The 17,374-nt window shown below is 71.4% G+C and carries 14 protein-coding genes and 1 pseudogene; 8 read left to right on the forward strand and 7 right to left on the reverse strand.

The features are described from left to right. Positions 1 to 3: 3 nt before the first annotated feature. Positions 4 to 1,401, reverse strand: coding sequence for a serine/threonine protein kinase (locus tag KF837_38625; protein ID MBX3233304.1), 1,398 nt, complete (start codon positions 1,399 to 1,401; stop codon positions 4 to 6). Positions 1,402 to 1,459: 58 nt separating this feature from the next. Between KF837_38625 and KF837_38630 the strand changes: the two genes are divergently transcribed. Both KF837_38630 and moeB read left to right on the forward strand, forming a co-directional pair. After that, positions 1,460 to 2,257, forward strand: a complete 798-nt coding sequence (locus KF837_38630) for a VWA domain-containing protein (GenBank protein ID MBX3233305.1) — start codon at positions 1,460 to 1,462, stop codon at positions 2,255 to 2,257. A 55-nt stretch (positions 2,258 to 2,312) separates the two neighbouring features. After that, on the forward strand, positions 2,313 to 3,506 hold the full coding sequence (gene moeB, locus KF837_38635) for a molybdopterin-synthase adenylyltransferase MoeB (GenBank protein MBX3233306.1): 1,194 nt from the start codon (positions 2,313 to 2,315) through the stop codon (positions 3,504 to 3,506). A gap of 123 nt (positions 3,507 to 3,629) precedes the next feature. Here moeB and KF837_38640 read toward each other — a convergent pair whose 3' ends face one another. Next, positions 3,630 to 4,727, reverse strand: a complete 1,098-nt coding sequence (locus tag KF837_38640; protein ID MBX3233307.1) for a VWA domain-containing protein — start codon at positions 4,725 to 4,727, stop codon at positions 3,630 to 3,632. A 154-nt stretch (positions 4,728 to 4,881) separates the two neighbouring features. Continuing rightward, positions 4,882 to 6,114: a DUF882 domain-containing protein gene (locus tag KF837_38645; protein ID MBX3233308.1), complete on the reverse strand. Its 1,233-nt coding sequence runs from the start codon at positions 6,112 to 6,114 to the stop codon at positions 4,882 to 4,884. 181 nt (positions 6,115 to 6,295) lie between these two features. Here KF837_38645 and KF837_38650 point away from each other — a divergent pair, with 181 nt between their 5' ends. From KF837_38650 to KF837_38670, 5 genes are read left to right on the forward strand one after another with little or no spacing between them, the layout of a single operon-like run. Further along, positions 6,296 to 6,709 carry a hypothetical protein gene (locus KF837_38650; GenBank protein ID MBX3233309.1) on the forward strand — a complete coding sequence of 138 codons (414 nt, stop codon included), beginning with the start codon at positions 6,296 to 6,298 and terminating at the stop codon, positions 6,707 to 6,709. A 1-nt stretch (position 6,710) separates the two neighbouring features. After that, positions 6,711 to 7,151 carry a D-tyrosyl-tRNA(Tyr) deacylase gene (gene dtd, locus KF837_38655; GenBank protein MBX3233310.1) on the forward strand — a complete coding sequence of 147 codons (441 nt, stop codon included), beginning with the start codon at positions 6,711 to 6,713 and terminating at the stop codon, positions 7,149 to 7,151. Positions 7,152 to 7,165: 14 nt separating this feature from the next. Next, positions 7,166 to 8,164 carry a hypothetical protein gene (locus KF837_38660; protein ID MBX3233311.1) on the forward strand — a complete coding sequence of 333 codons (999 nt, stop codon included), beginning with the start codon at positions 7,166 to 7,168 and terminating at the stop codon, positions 8,162 to 8,164. 7 nt (positions 8,165 to 8,171) lie between these two features. Then, on the forward strand, positions 8,172 to 8,576 hold the full coding sequence (locus KF837_38665) for a hypothetical protein (GenBank protein MBX3233312.1): 405 nt from the start codon (positions 8,172 to 8,174) through the stop codon (positions 8,574 to 8,576). After that, complete coding sequence (locus tag KF837_38670; protein ID MBX3233313.1) at positions 8,573 to 9,487, forward strand: hypothetical protein; 915 nt, start codon at positions 8,573 to 8,575, stop codon at positions 9,485 to 9,487. The genes KF837_38665 and KF837_38670 overlap by 4 nt, the downstream gene beginning before the upstream one ends. Here the strand turns inward: KF837_38670 and KF837_38675 are convergent. From KF837_38675 to KF837_38690, 4 genes are all read right to left on the reverse strand, one after another. Then, complete coding sequence (locus KF837_38675) at positions 9,484 to 10,446, reverse strand: 4-hydroxythreonine-4-phosphate dehydrogenase PdxA (protein ID MBX3233314.1); 963 nt, start codon at positions 10,444 to 10,446, stop codon at positions 9,484 to 9,486. The genes KF837_38670 and KF837_38675 overlap by 4 nt on opposite strands. Positions 10,447 to 10,558: 112 nt before the next feature. Further along, positions 10,559 to 11,185 carry a response regulator transcription factor gene (locus KF837_38680; GenBank protein ID MBX3233315.1) on the reverse strand — a complete coding sequence of 209 codons (627 nt, stop codon included), beginning with the start codon at positions 11,183 to 11,185 and terminating at the stop codon, positions 10,559 to 10,561. 76 nt (positions 11,186 to 11,261) lie between these two features. Further along, complete coding sequence (gene tldD / locus KF837_38685; GenBank protein MBX3233316.1) at positions 11,262 to 12,707, reverse strand: metalloprotease TldD; 1,446 nt, start codon at positions 12,705 to 12,707, stop codon at positions 11,262 to 11,264. Positions 12,708 to 12,759: 52 nt separating this feature from the next. After that, a complete protein-coding gene (locus KF837_38690; protein MBX3233317.1) occupies positions 12,760 to 13,740 on the reverse strand; it encodes a hypothetical protein in 981 nt (326 codons plus the stop codon). A 448-nt stretch (positions 13,741 to 14,188) separates the two neighbouring features. On the opposite strand from KF837_38690, the pseudogene KF837_38695 reads away from it, so the two are divergent. Then, a pseudogene (locus tag KF837_38695) lies at positions 14,189 to 15,100 on the forward strand (tetratricopeptide repeat protein). Positions 15,101 to 17,374: the final 2,274 nt, after the last annotated feature.

The raw sequence follows: 17,374 nt of genomic DNA on the forward strand, positions 1-17,374 counted from the left end.
TCGTCAAAGCGTCGGGAACAGCGTCGAGCCGCCGCTCGACTTCGGAGCCGGCGCCGCCCGCGGGCGCTTCGGCGGCGGACGTGGAGCCGCCGACGCCGTCTCGCTCGGATGCGGCGGCGCGGGCACCGGCGGCGGCGCGGACTCCACCGCAGACGGCGGCGAGACGGAGACCTCGGGCTCGGGAGGAGCCGCCGCGGAGGGCTCGCGCGCGTCGACGGTGGGGGCGCGCATCCGCCACGCGAGGGCGCCGCCGGCGCCGAGGACGACGACGAACGCGGTCGCCGCGACGCCGAAGCGGGCGCCGCGCGAGGGCGCGGTGCGGGCGGGGCTCGCCGCGACCTGGCTCTCCTCCGCCATCGTCATCGTCGTCCCGTCGACGCTCGCGGTGAGCTGCGTCATCGCCTCGCGGCGCTCGACGCCGAACCAGCGATCGACGAGGCGCGCGAGATCGCTCTCGTCGACCGGCGCGCGCGCGCGGAGGACGCGGCGGAGCGCGTCCGCGACGTCGGCCGCGGTGGCGTAGCGCGCGGCGGGCTCCCTCGCGAGGCACTTGAGCGCGATCGCGGCGAGGTCGTCGCCGACGCCGGGGCGGACCTCCGCCGGCGATCGCACCACCTCGTGGACGACCTTGAGGATGATCTGGGAAGGCGTGTCGGCGTGGAAGAGGCGCTCGAGCGTGAGGAGCTCCCAGAGGACGATGCCGAGCGCGAACACGTCGCAGCGTCGATCGAGCGGCAGCGCGTTGGCTTGCTCCGGCGCCATGTACGCGAACTTGCCCTTGATCATCCCGGTCGCGGTCGCCTCTTCGCGGCCCTCGAACTTCGCGATGCCGAAGTCGGCGATCTTCACCTCGCCGCTCGTGGAGAGCAGGATGTTCTGCGGGGAGACGTCGCGATGCACGAGCGCGAGCGGCGCGCCGTTCGCGTCCGAGAGCTCGTGCGCGGCGTGGAGGCCGCTCGCGGCCTGCATGACGATCCACGCCCCGAGCTCGGGCGAGAGCTCGTCACGCCGCTCCTTCAACGCGGTGGCGAGGCGCGCGAGCGAGACGCCGTCGACGAGCTCCATCACGACGTAGGGCACGTCGTCGACCTCGCCGAGGTCGAGCGTGCCGACGACGTTGCGATGATGGAGGCGCGAGGTGACGCGCGCCTCGCGGAGGAGCGCGGCGCGATCGCTCTTCGACGTGACGGGGCGGAGCGTCTTCAGCGCGACGAGGCGCTCGACGCCGTGCGCGCCGGTGAGGCGCGCGGCGAACACGACGCCCATGCCTCCCGCCGCGAGCGGAGCGACGAGCTGGTAGCGGCCGAGGCGATCGCCCGCCTTCCACGGCGAGCTCTCCGCCGGCGGCGGAGGCGCAGCGACGGGCGTGACCGCCGTCTCCGTGCGCACCGGTTTCGCCATCGCGGTGGAGGATACCATCTTGCGCCGTGGCCGCGCCGTGCCCAGGTTGCGCCGCCTCATGAGCGACGTCATCTCCCAGCTCGATCTCGTCTTCTGCGTCGACCTGACCAGCAGCATGACGCCGTTCATCGAGGCGGCGCGCGCGCAGATGGTACGCATCCTCGATGCGCTCCGCGCGACGGAGGGAGTCGACGTGCGCGTCGCGGTCGTCGGCTACCGCGATCACGGCACGGTCGTGAAGCTCGTCGAGGTCCATCCCTTCGCCGCGAACAGCGCGAAGACGAAGGCGGTGCTCGACAAGCTGAAGGTGCAGAGCCCGCCCGAGAACACGGACGCGGCGGAGGCGGTGTTCTCCGGCCTCGCCGCGGTCGTCGATCTCGCGTGGCGCGCGGGCGCGTACCGCGTCTGCGTCCTCGTCGGCGACGCGCCGCCTCACGCGTGCAGCGAAGAGCGCGGACCGCACCCCGATCGGTTCGCGATCGATCCGACCGGCATGTCGCTCGACGACGTCGCGAACACGCTGGAGGAGAACGGCATTTTCCTCCACGCGCTCGGGATGATCCCGTCCGTCACGCCCTTCTACGACAAGGTGCTGGAGCGCGCGTTCACGCGGCTCGGCGTCGGATCGGGCGGGGCGTACTACGCGGCGCGCACGGGCGACGCGGCGATGGCGGTCGTCGAGACGGTGTCGAAGCGCTGCCTCGCCGACCTCGACTTCGATCGCCGCCTCTTCAGCGCGACGAAGCGCGAGCTCGACCTCGCCGAGCTCGTCCGCGCCCTCGACGCGTCGGAAGACGCCGTCAACGCGGGGCTCATGCGCCTGCGCCAGCGCGGTCTCCTCGCGTCCGCGCGCTGACGCAACGGCGCGGCTCGACGGAGCATCCTATGTCCGTTATAACGGATCCTCTGTCATGCCCACGACCTACACCGATCTCATCGCGCAGACGCGCCGCGAAACGAAGGAAGTCTCGCTCGACGAGGTGAAGCGGCGCCTCGACGCGAACGAGCCTTACACGCTCCTCGACGTGCGTGAGAAGGAGGAGTACCGCGCCGGCTTCATCCCCGGCGCGGTCTCGATCCCGCGCGGCTTCCTCGAGATCCAGGTCGAGGGGCGCCTCCCCGACAAGGGCGCGAAGATCGTCGCGTACTGCGCGGGCGGCACGCGCTCCGCCCTCGCGGCGAAGACGCTCGCGGAGCTCGGCTACACCAACGTCGAGACCGCGAACCCCGGCTTCGTGCGCTGGAAGGACCTCGGCTATCCGATCGAGACGCCGCCGCAGCTCTCCGACGCGCAGCGCGATCGCTACTCGCGCCACCTCCTCTTGCCGGAGGTCGGCGAGAGCGGACAGGCGAAGCTCCTCAAGAGCAAGGTCCTCCTCATCGGCGCGGGCGGCCTCGGCTCGCCGGCCGCGCTCTACCTCGCGGCCGCGGGCGTCGGCACGCTCGGCCTCGTCGACGCCGACACGGTGGACGCGTCGAACCTCCAGCGCCAGGTCCTCCACGCGACCTCGCGCATCGGCGCGCCGAAGATCGAGAGCGCGGAGAAGGTGCTGAAGGACCTGAACCCCGACGTGAAGGTCGTCGGCTACAAGGAGCGGCTCGACAGCTCGAACGTCGATCGCCTCTTCGCCGACTACGACGTCGTCGTCGACGGCACCGACAACTTCCCGACGCGCTACCTCGTGAACGACGCGAGCGTGTTCCTCGGCAAGCCGGTCGTGCACGGCTCGATCTTCCGCTTCGACGGCCAGCTCACGACCTTCGTGCCGGACAAGGCGGCGAAGAAGCTCGGCATCCAGGCGGGCCCTTGCTACCGCTGCCTCTACCCGGAGCCGCCGCCCCCCCACCTCGCGCCGAGCTGCCAGGAGGCGGGCGTTCTCGGCATCCTGCCCGGCGTCATCGGCGTCCTCCAAGCGACGGAGGCGGTGAAGCTCCTGCTCAACCGCGGCGACGTCCTCGCCGGCCGCCTCCTCACCTACGACTCCCTCAAGATGAAGTTCCGTGAGCTCAAGCTCCGCCGCGACCCAAACTGCATCGTCTGCGGCCCCACCCCCAGCATCACCAAATACATCGACTACGAGGGTTTCTGCGCGCTCCCAAGCTGAGCCCGCCACGCCGCCATGATCGCTCGGGCAACCCTCTCGGGGGCCCGGGGCGGCGGAGCGCGCGCCCCGCGCGCGCGGAGAGACCCCGGCGGGAGAGCTCGAGAGGGCAGAGCCCTCTCGAACTCAATAGATGCTTACTGTGCCGCTCGACTTCGTCGCGCACTGGCCGTTGACGGGGTTGCCGACGGAGCGGAGGATGGCCTTCGCGTCCGGCTGCACGTGCTGGCCGGTGAGCTCGCTCTCGACCATGCGGACGAGCGCGCCGTCGAAGCGCGTCACGTGGTAGCAGGGGATCTTCGGCTCCGCGTGCGCGTTGCCGACGCCCGAGTCGTCGGTGAGGAACACGTAGCGGCCGCCCGTCATCTGCGCGGCGGTGCGCATCGTGAACTCGGTGCGCTCGTCCGAGCCGCTCGCGGCGACGGGATAGATGTGCACGTCCTTCGCCGCCGCGCCGAGGATCGAGTCCTTCACCGAGCCCTCGTCGCCGTGGTGGTGCGGCGCGTCCGCGACCCAGAAGGCCATCCGCGCGACGGAGCCGGCGCGCCACGAGAGCTTCAGCGTCGCGGCGAGCCCCTCCTCGACCGCCTCCGGGTAGTCGCCGCCGCCGCCGACCGACTGCTCGTCGAGCTTCGCCTTGAACTCGTCGAGGCCGGTGAAGTCGAGCTCGCGCGTGAGGTAGGCGTCGCCGTGATCGCGGTAGAGGACGAGGCCGAAGCGCGCCGTCATCTGCGGGTGCTTGTCCTTGATCGACTGCGCGATGCCGTCGATCTCCTTCTGGATGTACTTGAGCTCGTCGCCCATGCTGCCGGTCGTGTCGAGCAGGAAGGCGATGTCGAGCTCGGTCTTCGCGCCGCGCGCGGTCCACTGCGCGCGCGCCTGCTCGCGCTCCGTGATCGAGAACGACGGGAGACCGGCCAGGTTCGAGGAGAGGCCGATGTACTTCTTGTAGAACTCGAAGTTCAGGTTGTCGTCCCACACGCCGGCGGTGAGGAGCCCGGCCTGCGCGCCCGGCGTCTCGTCGCTCGACGGCGCGTTCGGCGACGGAGGCGCCGCGATGCCGCCGCTGCTGGTGCTGCTGCCGCCGCTGCTGGTGCCGCCCGACGGAGCCGCGCCCGCGTTCTCGCCGCTGGGAGAGTCACTGGCCGTCCGCCCCGCCACAGAGAACGCCGAGGCGTCGTCGTCGCCGCCGCACGCCGCCAGGCCGAGAGCCGAGAGAACCATCGCCGCCGTCCAGATTCGCTTCATGCGGAGGAGGATTGCGAAGGCCGTGCCCGCTCGAAATGGCCCACAAAACGCGAAAACGCGCGCCCTTTCTCGGGAGCGCGCGTCCTCGTGGCATGATCGGCGTGCCGCGGACTGACTCAGCTGTCAGGGCTCAGAACGGCGAGACCATCCCGGAGTCGATCGGCTGCTCGTCGTCGCTGGTGGGGCGCCGCGCGCGGAGGAGGTCCTCCCCCTCTTCTTCGAGCCGCGTCGTCGGGATCGACTCCGTCGCGGTCACGCGGTCGAGCGGGCTCGTGTGCTTCGCCGGCTCGGGCCACTGCGTGACGTAGCGCGGGCTCTCGCCCGGGCCGCTCGCGTCGATCCAGGTCGTGTGGCCGGTGCCGGGCTCGCGCACGTCCATGTGGACGAAGGAGCTGTTCGGGTAGTACCCGCAGCCGGTGTCGTTGATCGTCTTGCAGAACGAGACGACGTCCTCGTTCTTCATCCCGTCGACGCGGAAGTCCATCGCGCGCCCGCTCGAGTGCATGCTGCCGATCGACGCGGGGCGGTAGCCGGAGATGACGAAGAAGCGCGCGGGGGCGCCGGGCTTGCCGAAGTGATCGGCGAGGCGCTGCACGCGCTCGACGAGGCGCGCGTCCACGCGCTTGATCCCGGGCGCGATGTCGGGCCCCGGCTTCTTCGCGAGCTCCGACGCGGGCGCGGTGGGGCGCGCGGTGCCGCCGGGGCGGATGAGGACGGAGAAGCGCTCGAGCGCGCCGGGAGCGATCGTGCCGTCGCACTTCGTCAGCTCGAAGCGCTCGGCCTCCGGCCCGCGCACGATCTCCACCGGCTCCTTGGTGCACGGCGGGCGCGCGGGCGCGTTGTGGCTCACCTGCTTCGGACCCTGGGCCGAAGGCGCCGACTTCGCGGACGCGTCACCGTGGACGCCGCGGATCCGCGCGACGAGCTCGGCGAGCTCCTCGTCGCGCGAGGTTTCGCCATCGTCGGCGGACGCGGGCTCGGACTTCGCGGGCTTCCGCGCGCCCTTCTCGGCGCCGCCCTTGCTCGGCTTGCCGCTCTTCACGTGCGCGGGCAGCTTCGGCAGCTCGTTGCCCGGCTTCGCCTTCTTGTCCACCTTGGCGATCTTCGTCGTCATCGAGGCCGAGACGAGGGCGCCGCCGTGATCGTTCTTCTTCGGCGGCGTCATGCCGGGCTCGTGGTGGCCCGCGCCGCTCACGTCGACGTCCTTCGCGTGGTGGACGACCGGCTTGATCGCCGCGCCGTCCTTCTTGCCCGCCTTCACGCGGACGAGCGCGGACTTGTCGGACTTGTCGGACTTCTTCTCGACCTTCTTCTGCACGTGGGCGCTCTTGGCGTGGTGGCCGTGCGCGGACTTGGCCGCCATCGCTGACAACGGCGCGATCGAGATCACGAGTGCGACAAGCGACGAAACGACGGGCTTCATGAGAGGTCCTCCTCTGCGCACGGCGCGGTACGCCGGCGTATGTGGGTAAAGTCCTACATCTGGCGACTTGGGCCAAAGAAACGGAGGATCTTTTTTCGAGAGCGATCTACGAACGCGCCCAATGACGCCGAGCGACTTCGAGAAGCGCTTCCAGGAGCTCGCGAAGAGCCACGCGCAGGTGACCGCGAACGCGGGCTGCCTCGCGTGCGAGCGCTGCGAGCGCTGCACGGACTCGACCTTCTTGAAGGACTGCAAGAACGTCGCGCGCTCGCACTACTGCACGAGCTCGACGGACTGCACCGAGTGCTCGCACACGACCGCGTCGACCGGCTGCGTCGCGTGCTCCCACTGCGAGCGCTGCGAGCGCTGCACGCAGAGCGCGTACCTCGTCCGCTGCGTCGCCTGCAGCGGCTGCACGTATTGCTTCGGGTGCGTGGGGCTCTCGAAGAAGGACTTCCACATCCTGAACGAGCCGTACGAGCGGCAGGAGTGGTTCGCGAAGGTCGCCGAGCTCCGGCGCGCGCTCCGGATCTGACATGCGCGCGGTCGTGCAGCGCGTCGCGTGGGCGAAGGTCGAGGTCGGGGGTGAGGTCACCGGCGCGATCGAGAAGGGGCTCCTCGTCTACCTCGGCGCGGGCAAGGGCGACGGCGCGGCCGAGCGCGACTTCGTCCTCGCGAAGGTGCTCGGGCTCCGCATCTTCGAGAAGGACGGCAAGATGAACGAGAGCGTCGTCGACGTCGGCGGCGCGCTCCTCGTCGTGAGCCAGTTCACGCTCTACGGCGACGTGAGGAAGGGCCGCCGCCCGAGCTTCGACGGCGCGATGCCGCCGGAGGAGGCGGAGCGCGCCTACGAGGACTTCGTCGCCGCCGCGCGCGCGACCGGGATCCAGGTCGAGACCGGCCGCTTCCGCGCCGACATGAAGGTGACGAGCCTCAACGACGGCCCGGTGACGATCTGGATCGACAGCGCGAAGTGAAGACCTCGTAGGGAGTGCCGTCCAACGACGTCCTCGTGCGGTCGGTGCTCCTCGCCTTCGTCGCGGTCTTTGCGGCGTTCGCCGTGACGGTGGGCGTCCTCTCGACGCCGAGCCCGTGGAACCATCCGTGGCTCTTCGCCGCGGCGATCGCGCCGGTGTTCGTCGTCGGTCTGACGCAGGCGATCGTGGTCGCCGCCGGCCGCTGGCGCGATCCAAACAACGTCGCCGGCATCGTCGCGCTCTCTCCCCTCTTCTTCGTCGCCGTCGTCGCCCGCGGCTCGATCGACTTCAGCAGCGCGAGCGTGGCGCACGACATGGACGCGATCCTGACGCTCGGCTTCGCGGCCGTCCTCTTCGTCTTCACCTGCGTCGCGGCGTGGATCGGGACCGGCCTCCGCCGCGCGCCGCGCGTCGCGCTCCCGCTCGCGACGGCGGTGACCGCGCTCGCCTTCGTCGGCGCGGCGGTGGTGCCTTCCCTCCCCGGCCCGTGGCAGCCGCGGCGGCACCACGACGGCGCGAGCATCACGCGGAGCCCCGTCGCCGGCGTGGTGACGATCACGGGCGAGCCGGTCGTGGCGCACGGGATCCATTTCGAGCTGCGCCGCGCGACGATGGGCTCCTCCGACTGCGAGATCGTCTTCTGGCACGAGCGCTCCCCCACCACCAACAGCGTCGTCGAGCGCGCGTGCATCCGAGAGGAGCCGGTCTACTGCGACGACGACCTCCGCGCGTGCGTCGTCTCCGACGGTCGATGGGCGCAAGGCGCGTCGTACGACGGCGGCGGGATCGTCCTGCGACCGCCGGACGACGCGGAGGTGGTCAGCTCCCGCGTGACCACCTCCGTCCGCGGCGCGGCCGAGGTCCTCGCCCTCGTCGCGGCGTGGCTCCTCTTCAAGGCGTGGCGGACAGAGCGACGAGAGCACGAGGACGAACGGCCCGTCCTCGCCGCGAGCGCGCTCGCGGCCTCGGCGATCGCATGCGGCCTCGTCCTCCGCGTCCTCCGGCTACTATGATGAGGCCGTGACCGTGAGCGAAGTCCAGGACGACGCGCCCTCGCCCTCGCCGGAGGAGCTCGCCGAGATCGGCGACCACGACGCGATCTTCGAGGCGCTCTGGAAGCGCTGCCTCGAGGCGTGGGAGGACGACAAACCCCACAACGCGATCCTCGAGCACGCGCTCAAATCGGAGAAGCTCCCGGACCTCGCCGGCCGCTACCGCGATCTGAAGGACGACGCGGAGAAGGGCGCGAAGGCCGACAAGCGCATCAACGCGATCGTCGTCGCGGCGACGCAGATGATGATGGCGACGAAGACGCCGCCGCGGACGAAGACCCCGTGGCAATGGAACGTCGCCGCGGTGCTCTTCTTCCTCGTCGTGATCACGTACCTCGGCTACGCGCTCGTCTACCTCCCGCATCGCCGATGAGCGTCGCGATCGGCCTCGCGTCGGTCGCCGCGCTCGTGGCGCTCCTGCTCTCGACGACGGCGCTCATCGGCCCGCACGACGCCGACGACTGGGGCTCGTTCGTCGCCTCGATCCCGCTCTTCCTCCTCGCGCTCGGCCAGGCGGCGCTCGCCGCGCGCGGCGACTGGCGCGACCAGAAGCACATCCCGGGCATCGCGATGTTGCTCGCGCTCGTCCCGTTCGCGGCGTTCGACGACAGCCCCGTCTCCTCCGGGGACGCGAGCGCCATCTTCGTCCTGTCGGTCTTCGCGCTCGGGCTCCTCTCCGCGTTCGGCTTCCTCGCGGGGGTCGTCCTCTACGTCGTGCCGCGCGTCGCGCCGCCGGCGGCGTGGGCGATCACCGCGGTCGCGTTCGTGACGGCGTGCCTGCTCCCGTCGCTCCCGATGTCGTGGCGTCTCTGGATCGCGCAGCCGCCGGTCTCGTACGTGACCTCGCTCGCGAGCGCGGGTGAGCTCCATCCGAACGGCCCGGCGTTGACGGTGCACGGCACCGCGTACCGGATCCGCCGCGACGAGTGGAAGCGCGGGACCTGTTACCTCTCCTCCGAGCGCCCCGACACCCCGCTGTCCACCGGCTTCGACTGCACGCCGCGCAAGCTCCACTGCGACGACGTCCGCGCGTGGTGCCTCGTCGACATCGGCCACGTCGCGACGGGCTTCCGCTACGACGGGGACCCGGTCACCCTCTTCGGCGTCACACGCGACGAGCAGAACGGCGACGCCGCGATCCGCGTCTTCGCCGAGCTCCTCGCGCTCGCCGCCGCGCTCCTGCTCTGGCGCAGCAAGGACCGCCCCGACCGCCCCATCGCCGCGACGAGCGCCACCGTCGCAGCGACGATGGCGCTGGGCTTCGTGGTTCGGATCATGCGCTAAGCACCGAGCCGCAGCGCGAGCGCGATGGCCTCGAGCATGCCGCGGGCGTCGGCGGTGCCCTTGCCGGCGCGGTCGTAGGCGGTGCCGTGGTCGACGCTCGTGCGGATGATCGGGAGGCCGAGGGAGACGTTGACGGCTTCGCCGAAGCCGAGGAGCTTCATCGGGATCGTCGCCTGGTCGTGGTACATCGCGACCACGCCGGCGTAGCCGCCGGTCGCGCCGAGGCGGAGGGCGCTCTCGGCCGGGACCGGGCCGACGACGTCGATCGCCACGCGCGCCTTCGCGAGGCGGGCGCGCGCGCGGCGGATCCCCGGCGCGATCGCGCGGGACTCCTCCTTGCCGAGGAGGCCGCCCTCGCCTGCGTGCGGGTTGAGGGACGCGACCGCGAGGGCGCCGCGCGCGCCGAGGCGGGCGAGGAAGTCGCCGGTCCAGAAGGTCGCGCGCGCGACGGCGGCGGGGGTGATCGCGCGCGGGACGTCGGCGAGCGCGAGGTGGGTGGTGACGAGCGAGGTCGTGAGCTTCTCGCTCCAGAACGCCATCGTCACCTCCGCCGCGCCGAGGCGCTCCGCGAGGTGCTCGGTGTGGCCGCGGAAGCGCCGCGCGACCGCGCCGCCGGAGCGCGCGATGACGTCCTTCGACACGGGGCCCGTCACGAGCGCGTCGGCCTCGCGCGCGCGGACCATGTCCGTCGCCGCGTCGATCCACGCGAGCTGCGCGGCGCCCGCGGCGCGGCCGGGCGCGCCGGGGCGGCGCTCCGGCGCGGGCAGCGACGCGGTGGGCTGGACGACCTCGAGCTTCGTGGCGTCGACGCCGCGGAGGCGCGCGGCGGCGAGGAGCGCGCCGCGATCGCCGACGAGCGTGACGCGCGCCTTCCGCGCGAAGCGCGCCGCCGCGACGACCGCGACCTCGGGGCCGATCCCGCAGGGGCATCCCACGCTGATCGCGACGCGAGGTTTCACCCGAGGACCTCCCCGGTGAGAAGACGCTCGAAACGCCCCACACCGAGACCTCGCGCGCGAGACGACGTCAGTGCGAGGCCCATATTTCGTCCTTCGATCGTCTCTCGATCGTTCATCGATCGCTCGGGGTGCGGAGCTTGTACCCGGCGCCGCGGAGGGTCTCGAGCGGGAGCGACTCGCCGAGCTTCATGCGGAGGCGGCGGACGTGGATGTCGACCGTGCGCGGGCCGCCCTCGTAGCGCGCGCCCCACACGCGGGAGAGGAGCGTCTCGCGCGAGAAGACGCGGCCGCGGTTCTGCGCGAGGAACGAGAGGAGCGCGAACTCCTTCGCGGTGAGGACCACCGCGCGGCCCTCGACGAGGACCTCGTGCGCGGCGCGATCGATGAGGAGGGGGCCGACCTTGAGGCGCTCCTCGGTCGAGAACTCGCTCCGCTTCCACTCCTGCTGCCGGATGCGCGCGTAGAGCTCCACCGGGGTGCAGGGTGTGACGATGAAGTCGTCGAAGCCGCTCGCGGGGTCCATGCGCGAGACCTGGCGCGCGGAGACGGCGACGATGGCGGGCGTCTGCGCGAGCTCCGTCGTCTTGCGGACGGCGCGGAGGGCGGAGGCGGCGAGGTCGGGGCGCTCGCCCGTCTCGATCACGATCGCGCGCACCTTCGCGTGCGTGTCCTCGAAGAGGCCGCCCGCGTCCTCCCAGAGGCCGCGCGTCTTCACCTCCGCGCCGAGCGTGCGGAGCATGTTCGCGGCGCCCGCCTCCGCCTCGAGGTCGGGCTCGTGCGCGACGACGAGGACGAAGGCCTTCGCCGTCACACCCTCACACCTTCGTGCCGCCGACCGTGATCGAGCTGATCTTGATCGTCGGACAGCCCACGCCGACGGGGACGCTCTGCCCGTCCTTCCCGCAGGTCCAAACGCCGTCCGACGTCTCGACGTCGTGGCCGAGCATCGACACCTTGCGGAGCACGTCGGGGCCGTTGCCGATCAGGTTCACGCCCTTGAGCGGCGCCGTGATCTTGCCGTCCTCGACGAGGTAGCTCTCGGTGAGCGAGAAGACGAAGTCGCCGTTCGAGATGTCGACCTGACCGCCGCCGAAGCGCTTCGCGAAGACGCCGCGCTTCACGCTCTTCAGGATCTCCTCCGGATCGTGGGGGCCCGCGACGAGGATCGTGTTGGTCATGCGCGGCATCGGCGCGCAGGCGAAGCTCTCGCGGCGGCCGTTGCCCGAGGGGCCGAGGTTGTAGTGCTTCGCGGAGAGGCGATCGTGCATGTAGCCGACGAGCTTGCCGTTCTCGATCAGCGTGCTCGAGCGCGGCTCGTGGCCTTCGTCGTCGACGTTGATCGAGCCGCGCGACATGAGGAGCGTCGCGTCGTCGACGACGGTGCAGAGCTCGCTCGCGACCATGTTGCCGACCTGACCCGCGTAGTTGCTCGTGCCCTTGCGGTTGAAGTCCGCCTCGAGGCCGTGGCCGACCGCCTCGTGGAGGAGGATGCCGCTGTCGCCGGGCGCGAGCACGACCTCCATCTGCCCCGCCGGCGCCTCCTGCGCGTCGAGCATCGTGATCGCCTGCGTCGCCGCCTGCGTCGCGTGCCACTCCGGCGACTTGCCGTCGAAGTAGCCGATCGTCGTGCGGCCGCCGCCGCCGGAGGAGCCCTCCTGGCGCTTGCCGTCCTTCTCCGCGATGACGCGGATGCCGAAGCGCATGAGCGGCTGCACGTCGCGCGCGAGGCGGCCGTCGCTCGTGACGACGAGGATCTCGCGGATCTCCTCGGCGAAGGAGCACTCCACCTTCACGACGCGGGGGTCGTGCGCGTGCGCGGCGGCGGCGGCGCGCTCGAGGAGCTTCCGCTTGTCCATGCCGGGCACGTCGAGCGTGACGCGGTCGAGGTCGTAGCGGCTCGGGAGCGCGTGCGACGTCACCGCTTGCGGGATCGCGGAGCCGCCGCCGGTCGCGATCGACGCGGCCGTCTCGGAGGCGCGCTTCATCGAGTCCCAGTCGAGGCGCTCGGTGTACGCGTAGCCCGTCGCGTCGCCCTGCTGCGCGCGGACGCCGAGGCCCATCGACACGCCGCGCGACGCGCTCTTGAGGATGCCCTCGTCGTAGACGAAGCCGCCCGCGGCGCGGTACTCGAAGAACACGTCCGCGTAGTCGGCGCCCTTCGAGAGCGCGACGGCGAGGAGCTTCGAGGCCATCTGGACGTCGATCTCGCTCGCGCCGCCGGGGCCAAAAGGTGCTTTGTACAGCGCGGACTGCGTGGCCATGACCGGCCACCCTACCGCTGATGGCCGATGGCTTCCAGCGCGGCGTTTCCGCCTACTTCCCGTCGCAGCGCCCGCCGGGGGACATGACCGAGACCGGCACGTCGCGGGCGAACCTCCCCGCCCGGACCTCGAGCCTGGCGGCGGGCGACGGCTCCTTGCGGACCTCGAGCCTCACTCCGCCGTTCGGGCCCGCGGCGGCCGCGACGACCTCGTCGCCGTCGCGGTACGTGAAGACGGAGGCGGGCGCGGGGAGCTTCGCGCCGTCCTCGAACGCGAGCACGAACGGGAGCGTCGCGCCGTAGGTGCGCTCGCCGGGCGCGCGATCCTTCTCGTGGTTCTCGTGGTTCTCCGACGCCACGAGCCAGACGCGGTCGATCGAGGAGCAGCGCAGGTGGTCGAGCTCCACGCGCTCCGCTTCGTCGACGGTGTGGATCGCGTAGAGGAGACGGCGGAGCTCGACCGGTGGCTCGAGCTGCAGCGTGACGGTGGCGACGAGCGCGCCGCTCCGCGCCGGTGTGACGGTGACGCAGCCGTCCTGGTCATCGCGCGCGAGCTCGGTCGTTCCCAGCTCCGCGGTGACGGTGAGCGGCGACACGATGCGTTCGCGTGCCTCCTTCGCGATGCAGATCGTCAGCGGCTCGCCGGCGAACGCCGCGGGCGGCGGGTCGTTCGCGAGCGCGTAGACGCCCTCGAACCTCACGCGCGGCGGCGTCGCGGTGAACGTGCGCGTCTCCTCGAGGCGCTCGCCGTCGACGGTGCCGGCGACGGTGACGACGTAGGACGTGCGGAGCGGGATCCACGTCGCCCGCGGGCCCTCGAGCGTGATCGAGCCGCACGCGTCGGCCGGCTCGCACGTCACGGCGTCGACGGTGCCGGAGAGCGAGCGTGAGTCCTCGCATACGACGCCGATGTACACCTCGCATCCGCCGAGCTGCGTCTCCCACCCCGAGACCTCCGCGCGCGCCATGACCCCGAGCTCCCCGCTCGCCGGCACGTAGAGGCGCAACTTCTGCTTCGGGATCGGAGACCCCACGACGCACCCAGACACGACGGCAAAAAGCACGAAAACGAAGAGAACGCGGAGATTCACGCCCGCCAACTTAGGTACGCTCATCCAGTGGTTCAACCACTTATCGTCACGCGGCCGCGTTTCGGTAGGAGGTTGCGCGCTGTCGGTGGAGTGAGAGGTTGGGCGCGCTGCCGTCGAGACGCGAATTGCACACACTGCCGGCGAGGCGTTGCGCGCGCGCGAGCGCGAGGTAGGCGCCTAGGCGCACTGTCGGCCCCCCTCTCGTGGGGGTCCGGGGGCGTAGAGCGCGTCTTCGCGCGACCGGCCCCCGGCGGGGAGAGCTCGAGAGGGGCGGCGCCCCTCTCGAACACGAGAGAATGCCGGATCCGTCACGCGCGACTAGGCAACCTTTCGGAAGTACCGTTATTCTCAGTCATCCGCGGCATGTTCCAACAGGAAGGCGCTCGACGACGTGGCGATTAACCGAGACAAGGTTCTCGAGGCCGCCCAGAAGTTCGTCGAGAAGAAAAAATTCGACAAGGCGGTCGTCGAGCTGAGGAAGCTCGTCGAGGCGGATCCGAACGACGCCCGCACGCTGCTGAAGATCGGCGACCTGCAGGCGAAGCAGTCGGCCTACGCCGACGCGATCAACACCTACGAGTCGGTCGGCAAGCTCTACGCGACGCAGGGCTTCGCGCTCAAAGCGATTGCAGTATACAAGCAAATCCGCGAGATCATTGCGAAGCACGTGCCGCAGCTCGAAGAGCGGTACGGCCACATCGCGCCCAAGCTCGCGGAGCTCTACCAGCAGCTCGGGCTGACGAGCGACGCGCTCGCCGCGCTCGACGAGGTCGCGACGCGCCTCCAGCGACAGCAGAAGGATCAGGAGGCAATCGAGGTTTTCAGGAAAATCGTCGAGCTCGATCCGACGAACCCGTTGCCGCACTTGCGCCTCGCCGAGGCGCTCTCGCGCGTGAAGGACGTCGAAGGCGCGGTCGACGAGTTCAAGACGGCGGCGCAGCAGCTGCAGGGCATCGGGCGACGCGACGACGCGCTGAAGGTCCTCGAGCGGCTGCTGCACCACAAGCAGGATCCCGAGCAGGCGAAGATCTGCGCCGAGCTGTACCTCTCGCGCGGGCAAGCGCAGGACGGGATGCAGGCGCTCGCGAAGCTGCAGGTCTGCTTCCAGGCGAACCCGCGCGACTTCGACACGCTGTCGCTCCTCGCGCGCGCGTTCAACGCGATCGGGCAGGGCGCGAAGGCGATCGAGGTGCAGAAGGAGATGGCCCGCGTCGCGCGCGACACGGGCAAGATGGATCTCTTCCGCGAGATCCTCGAGCGGCTGAACCGCGTCGCGCCGCACGACGAGGGCGTGCGCCGCCTCGCGCAGACCGGCGGCGGCGGCGCGGCGCAAGCGCCGCCCTACGGCGCGGCGGCGGTCGCGGCGTCCGCGCCGGAGCCGGAGCCGCCGCCGGAGCGAGAGCCTCCGCCCCCGCAGTACAACGCGCCGCCTCCGCAGTACAACCCGCCGGCGCAGCAGTTCGGCGCGCCGCAGCCGCAGTTCGGCGGGCAGCAGGCCCAGCAGTTCGGCGCGCCGCAGCCGCAGTTCGGCGGGCAGCAGACCCCGCAGTTCGGCGCGCAGCAGCCCCCGCAGTTCGGCGCGCAGCCGCCGTACAGCCCGCCGGCCCCGCAGTTCAGCGCGCCGGCCCCGCAGTTCGGCGGTGGTCTTCGTCCGGGCGCGCCGCCTCCCCCGCCGACGCCGCAGCCCGCGCAGCGCAACCCGTACCCGGAGTACCCGAACGAGCCGGCCGCCGTGTACGGCAACGAGGCCGCCCCGCGCCCCGTCATTCCGTACGTGCCGCCGGGCCCCGCGCCGCTGCCGCCGCAGCCGAACCGCGGCGCGACGCAGCCGGTGCCGCCGCGCGCGCAGACCGAGGCGTACCCCGCGGCGCGCCACGGCGTCCACGAGATCTCCGACGAGGAGCAGCAGGAGTACGAGTCGTACGACGACGCGGAGGTCGTCGACGAAGCGGAGGTCGTCGAGGAGGACGCGGGCTACGGCGACCCGAACGACGGCTACGGCGCGGAGGCTTCCTACGACGAGCTCGATCAACCGACGGCGGAGGCGGACGATCCGTACCGCCGCCCGATGCGGCAGCAGCAGCCGTACGGGTTCGGGCAATCGAACCTCGAGCCCGAGCCCGAGGGCGACTACGCGGAGCAGGGGTACGGCGAGCAGCAGGGCTACGAGCAGCAAGGCTATGGCGGGCAGCAGGGCTACGAGCAGCAGGGGTACGGCGAGCAGCAGGGCTACGAGCAGCAGGGCTACGAGCTCGAAGAGCCTCCGCCGTCGGGCGCCGACACGACCGAGATGGTCAACAAGACGCTCGAGGACGCGGCGGCGTTCCGGCGCGTGCGGCTGTACGCGAAGGCGCTCGACGTCTTGCGCGCGGGCCTCGACGTCGAGCCGCGATCGATGGACCTCCACGAGGTCTATCGCGACGTGCTCATCGAGTCGGAGCAGACGGAAGAGGCGGTCGAGGAGATGCTCGTCATCGCGAGCCTCTACGTCGACGCGCTCGACGGCGACTCGGCCGCGCGTGCGCTGCAGGACGTCCTCGCGTTCGATCCGCAGAACCAGCGCGCGATCGACATGCTCCAGGAGCTCGGCTACGAGATCGTCGACGAGAACGAGAGCGCCGACATCGAGGTGGGCGCGGACGGCGGCTACGAAGACGGCGGCGTCTACGAAGACGAGCAGCCGCAAGCGACGCACGATCGGCTCCCGTCGTACGACCTCGAGGAGATGGGCGCGTCGGACGTCGCCTCGCACTACGCCGACGAGCGGCAGGTGCACGTCCGCGGCGCGGCCGCGTACGACGAGGAGGCGCCGGTCGGCAGCGAGGCGCTCCCGAGCTTCCCGCTCGACGAGCCGGAGGCGGTCGAGGACTACGAGGGCGACATCCACTCGCTGCCGCCGGAGGAAGACGAGCCACCGCCTCCGCCGCCGCTGCGCCCGCTGCACGGCGGGTCGCGCCGGCCGCCGCCGCTCGCGGGCGGGCTCACGGGAGGAGGGCCCGTCGTCCACCCCGAGAGCGCCGCCGAGATCCGCGTCTCCGCTGCGCCGCCCGCGTTCGGGCGCATCTCGATGGTGCCGCGGAGCATGTCGAAGCCGCCGCCGTCGGGCGCGAGCGTGGAGCTCGAGGACGCGCTCGACGAGGCGGAGTTCTTCTGCTCGCGCGGCCTCTTCGACGACGCGCGCGCGATCCTGACCGAGCAGCTCGCGCGGCACCCGAACCATCCGCTCCTCCGCGAGCGCCTCGCCGAGATCGAGTCACAAGAGGAGCAGCGCGGGAGCGGCGCGCGCGAGAAGCCGCGCGCGGAGGGCAACGACCGCGCGTTCGACATCGCGCAGTCGCTCGACGCGCTGGAGAGCCTCGACTACGCGAACATCGAGCCGGCGGAAGGCCACGCGAACCAGGAAGAGCAGGTCGACGTCGAGGAGGTCTTCGCGAAGTTCAAGGAGGGCGTCGCGAAGCAGATCAGCGTCGACGACTCGGGCGCGCACTACGACCTCGCGATCGCCTACAAGGAGATGGGCCTCCTCGACGACGCGATCCGCGAGTTCGACACCGCCGCGCGCGATCCCGATCGCGAG

The organism is Labilithrix sp. (assembly GCA_019637155.1).
GTDB lineage: Bacteria > Myxococcota_A > Polyangia > Polyangiales > Polyangiaceae > Labilithrix.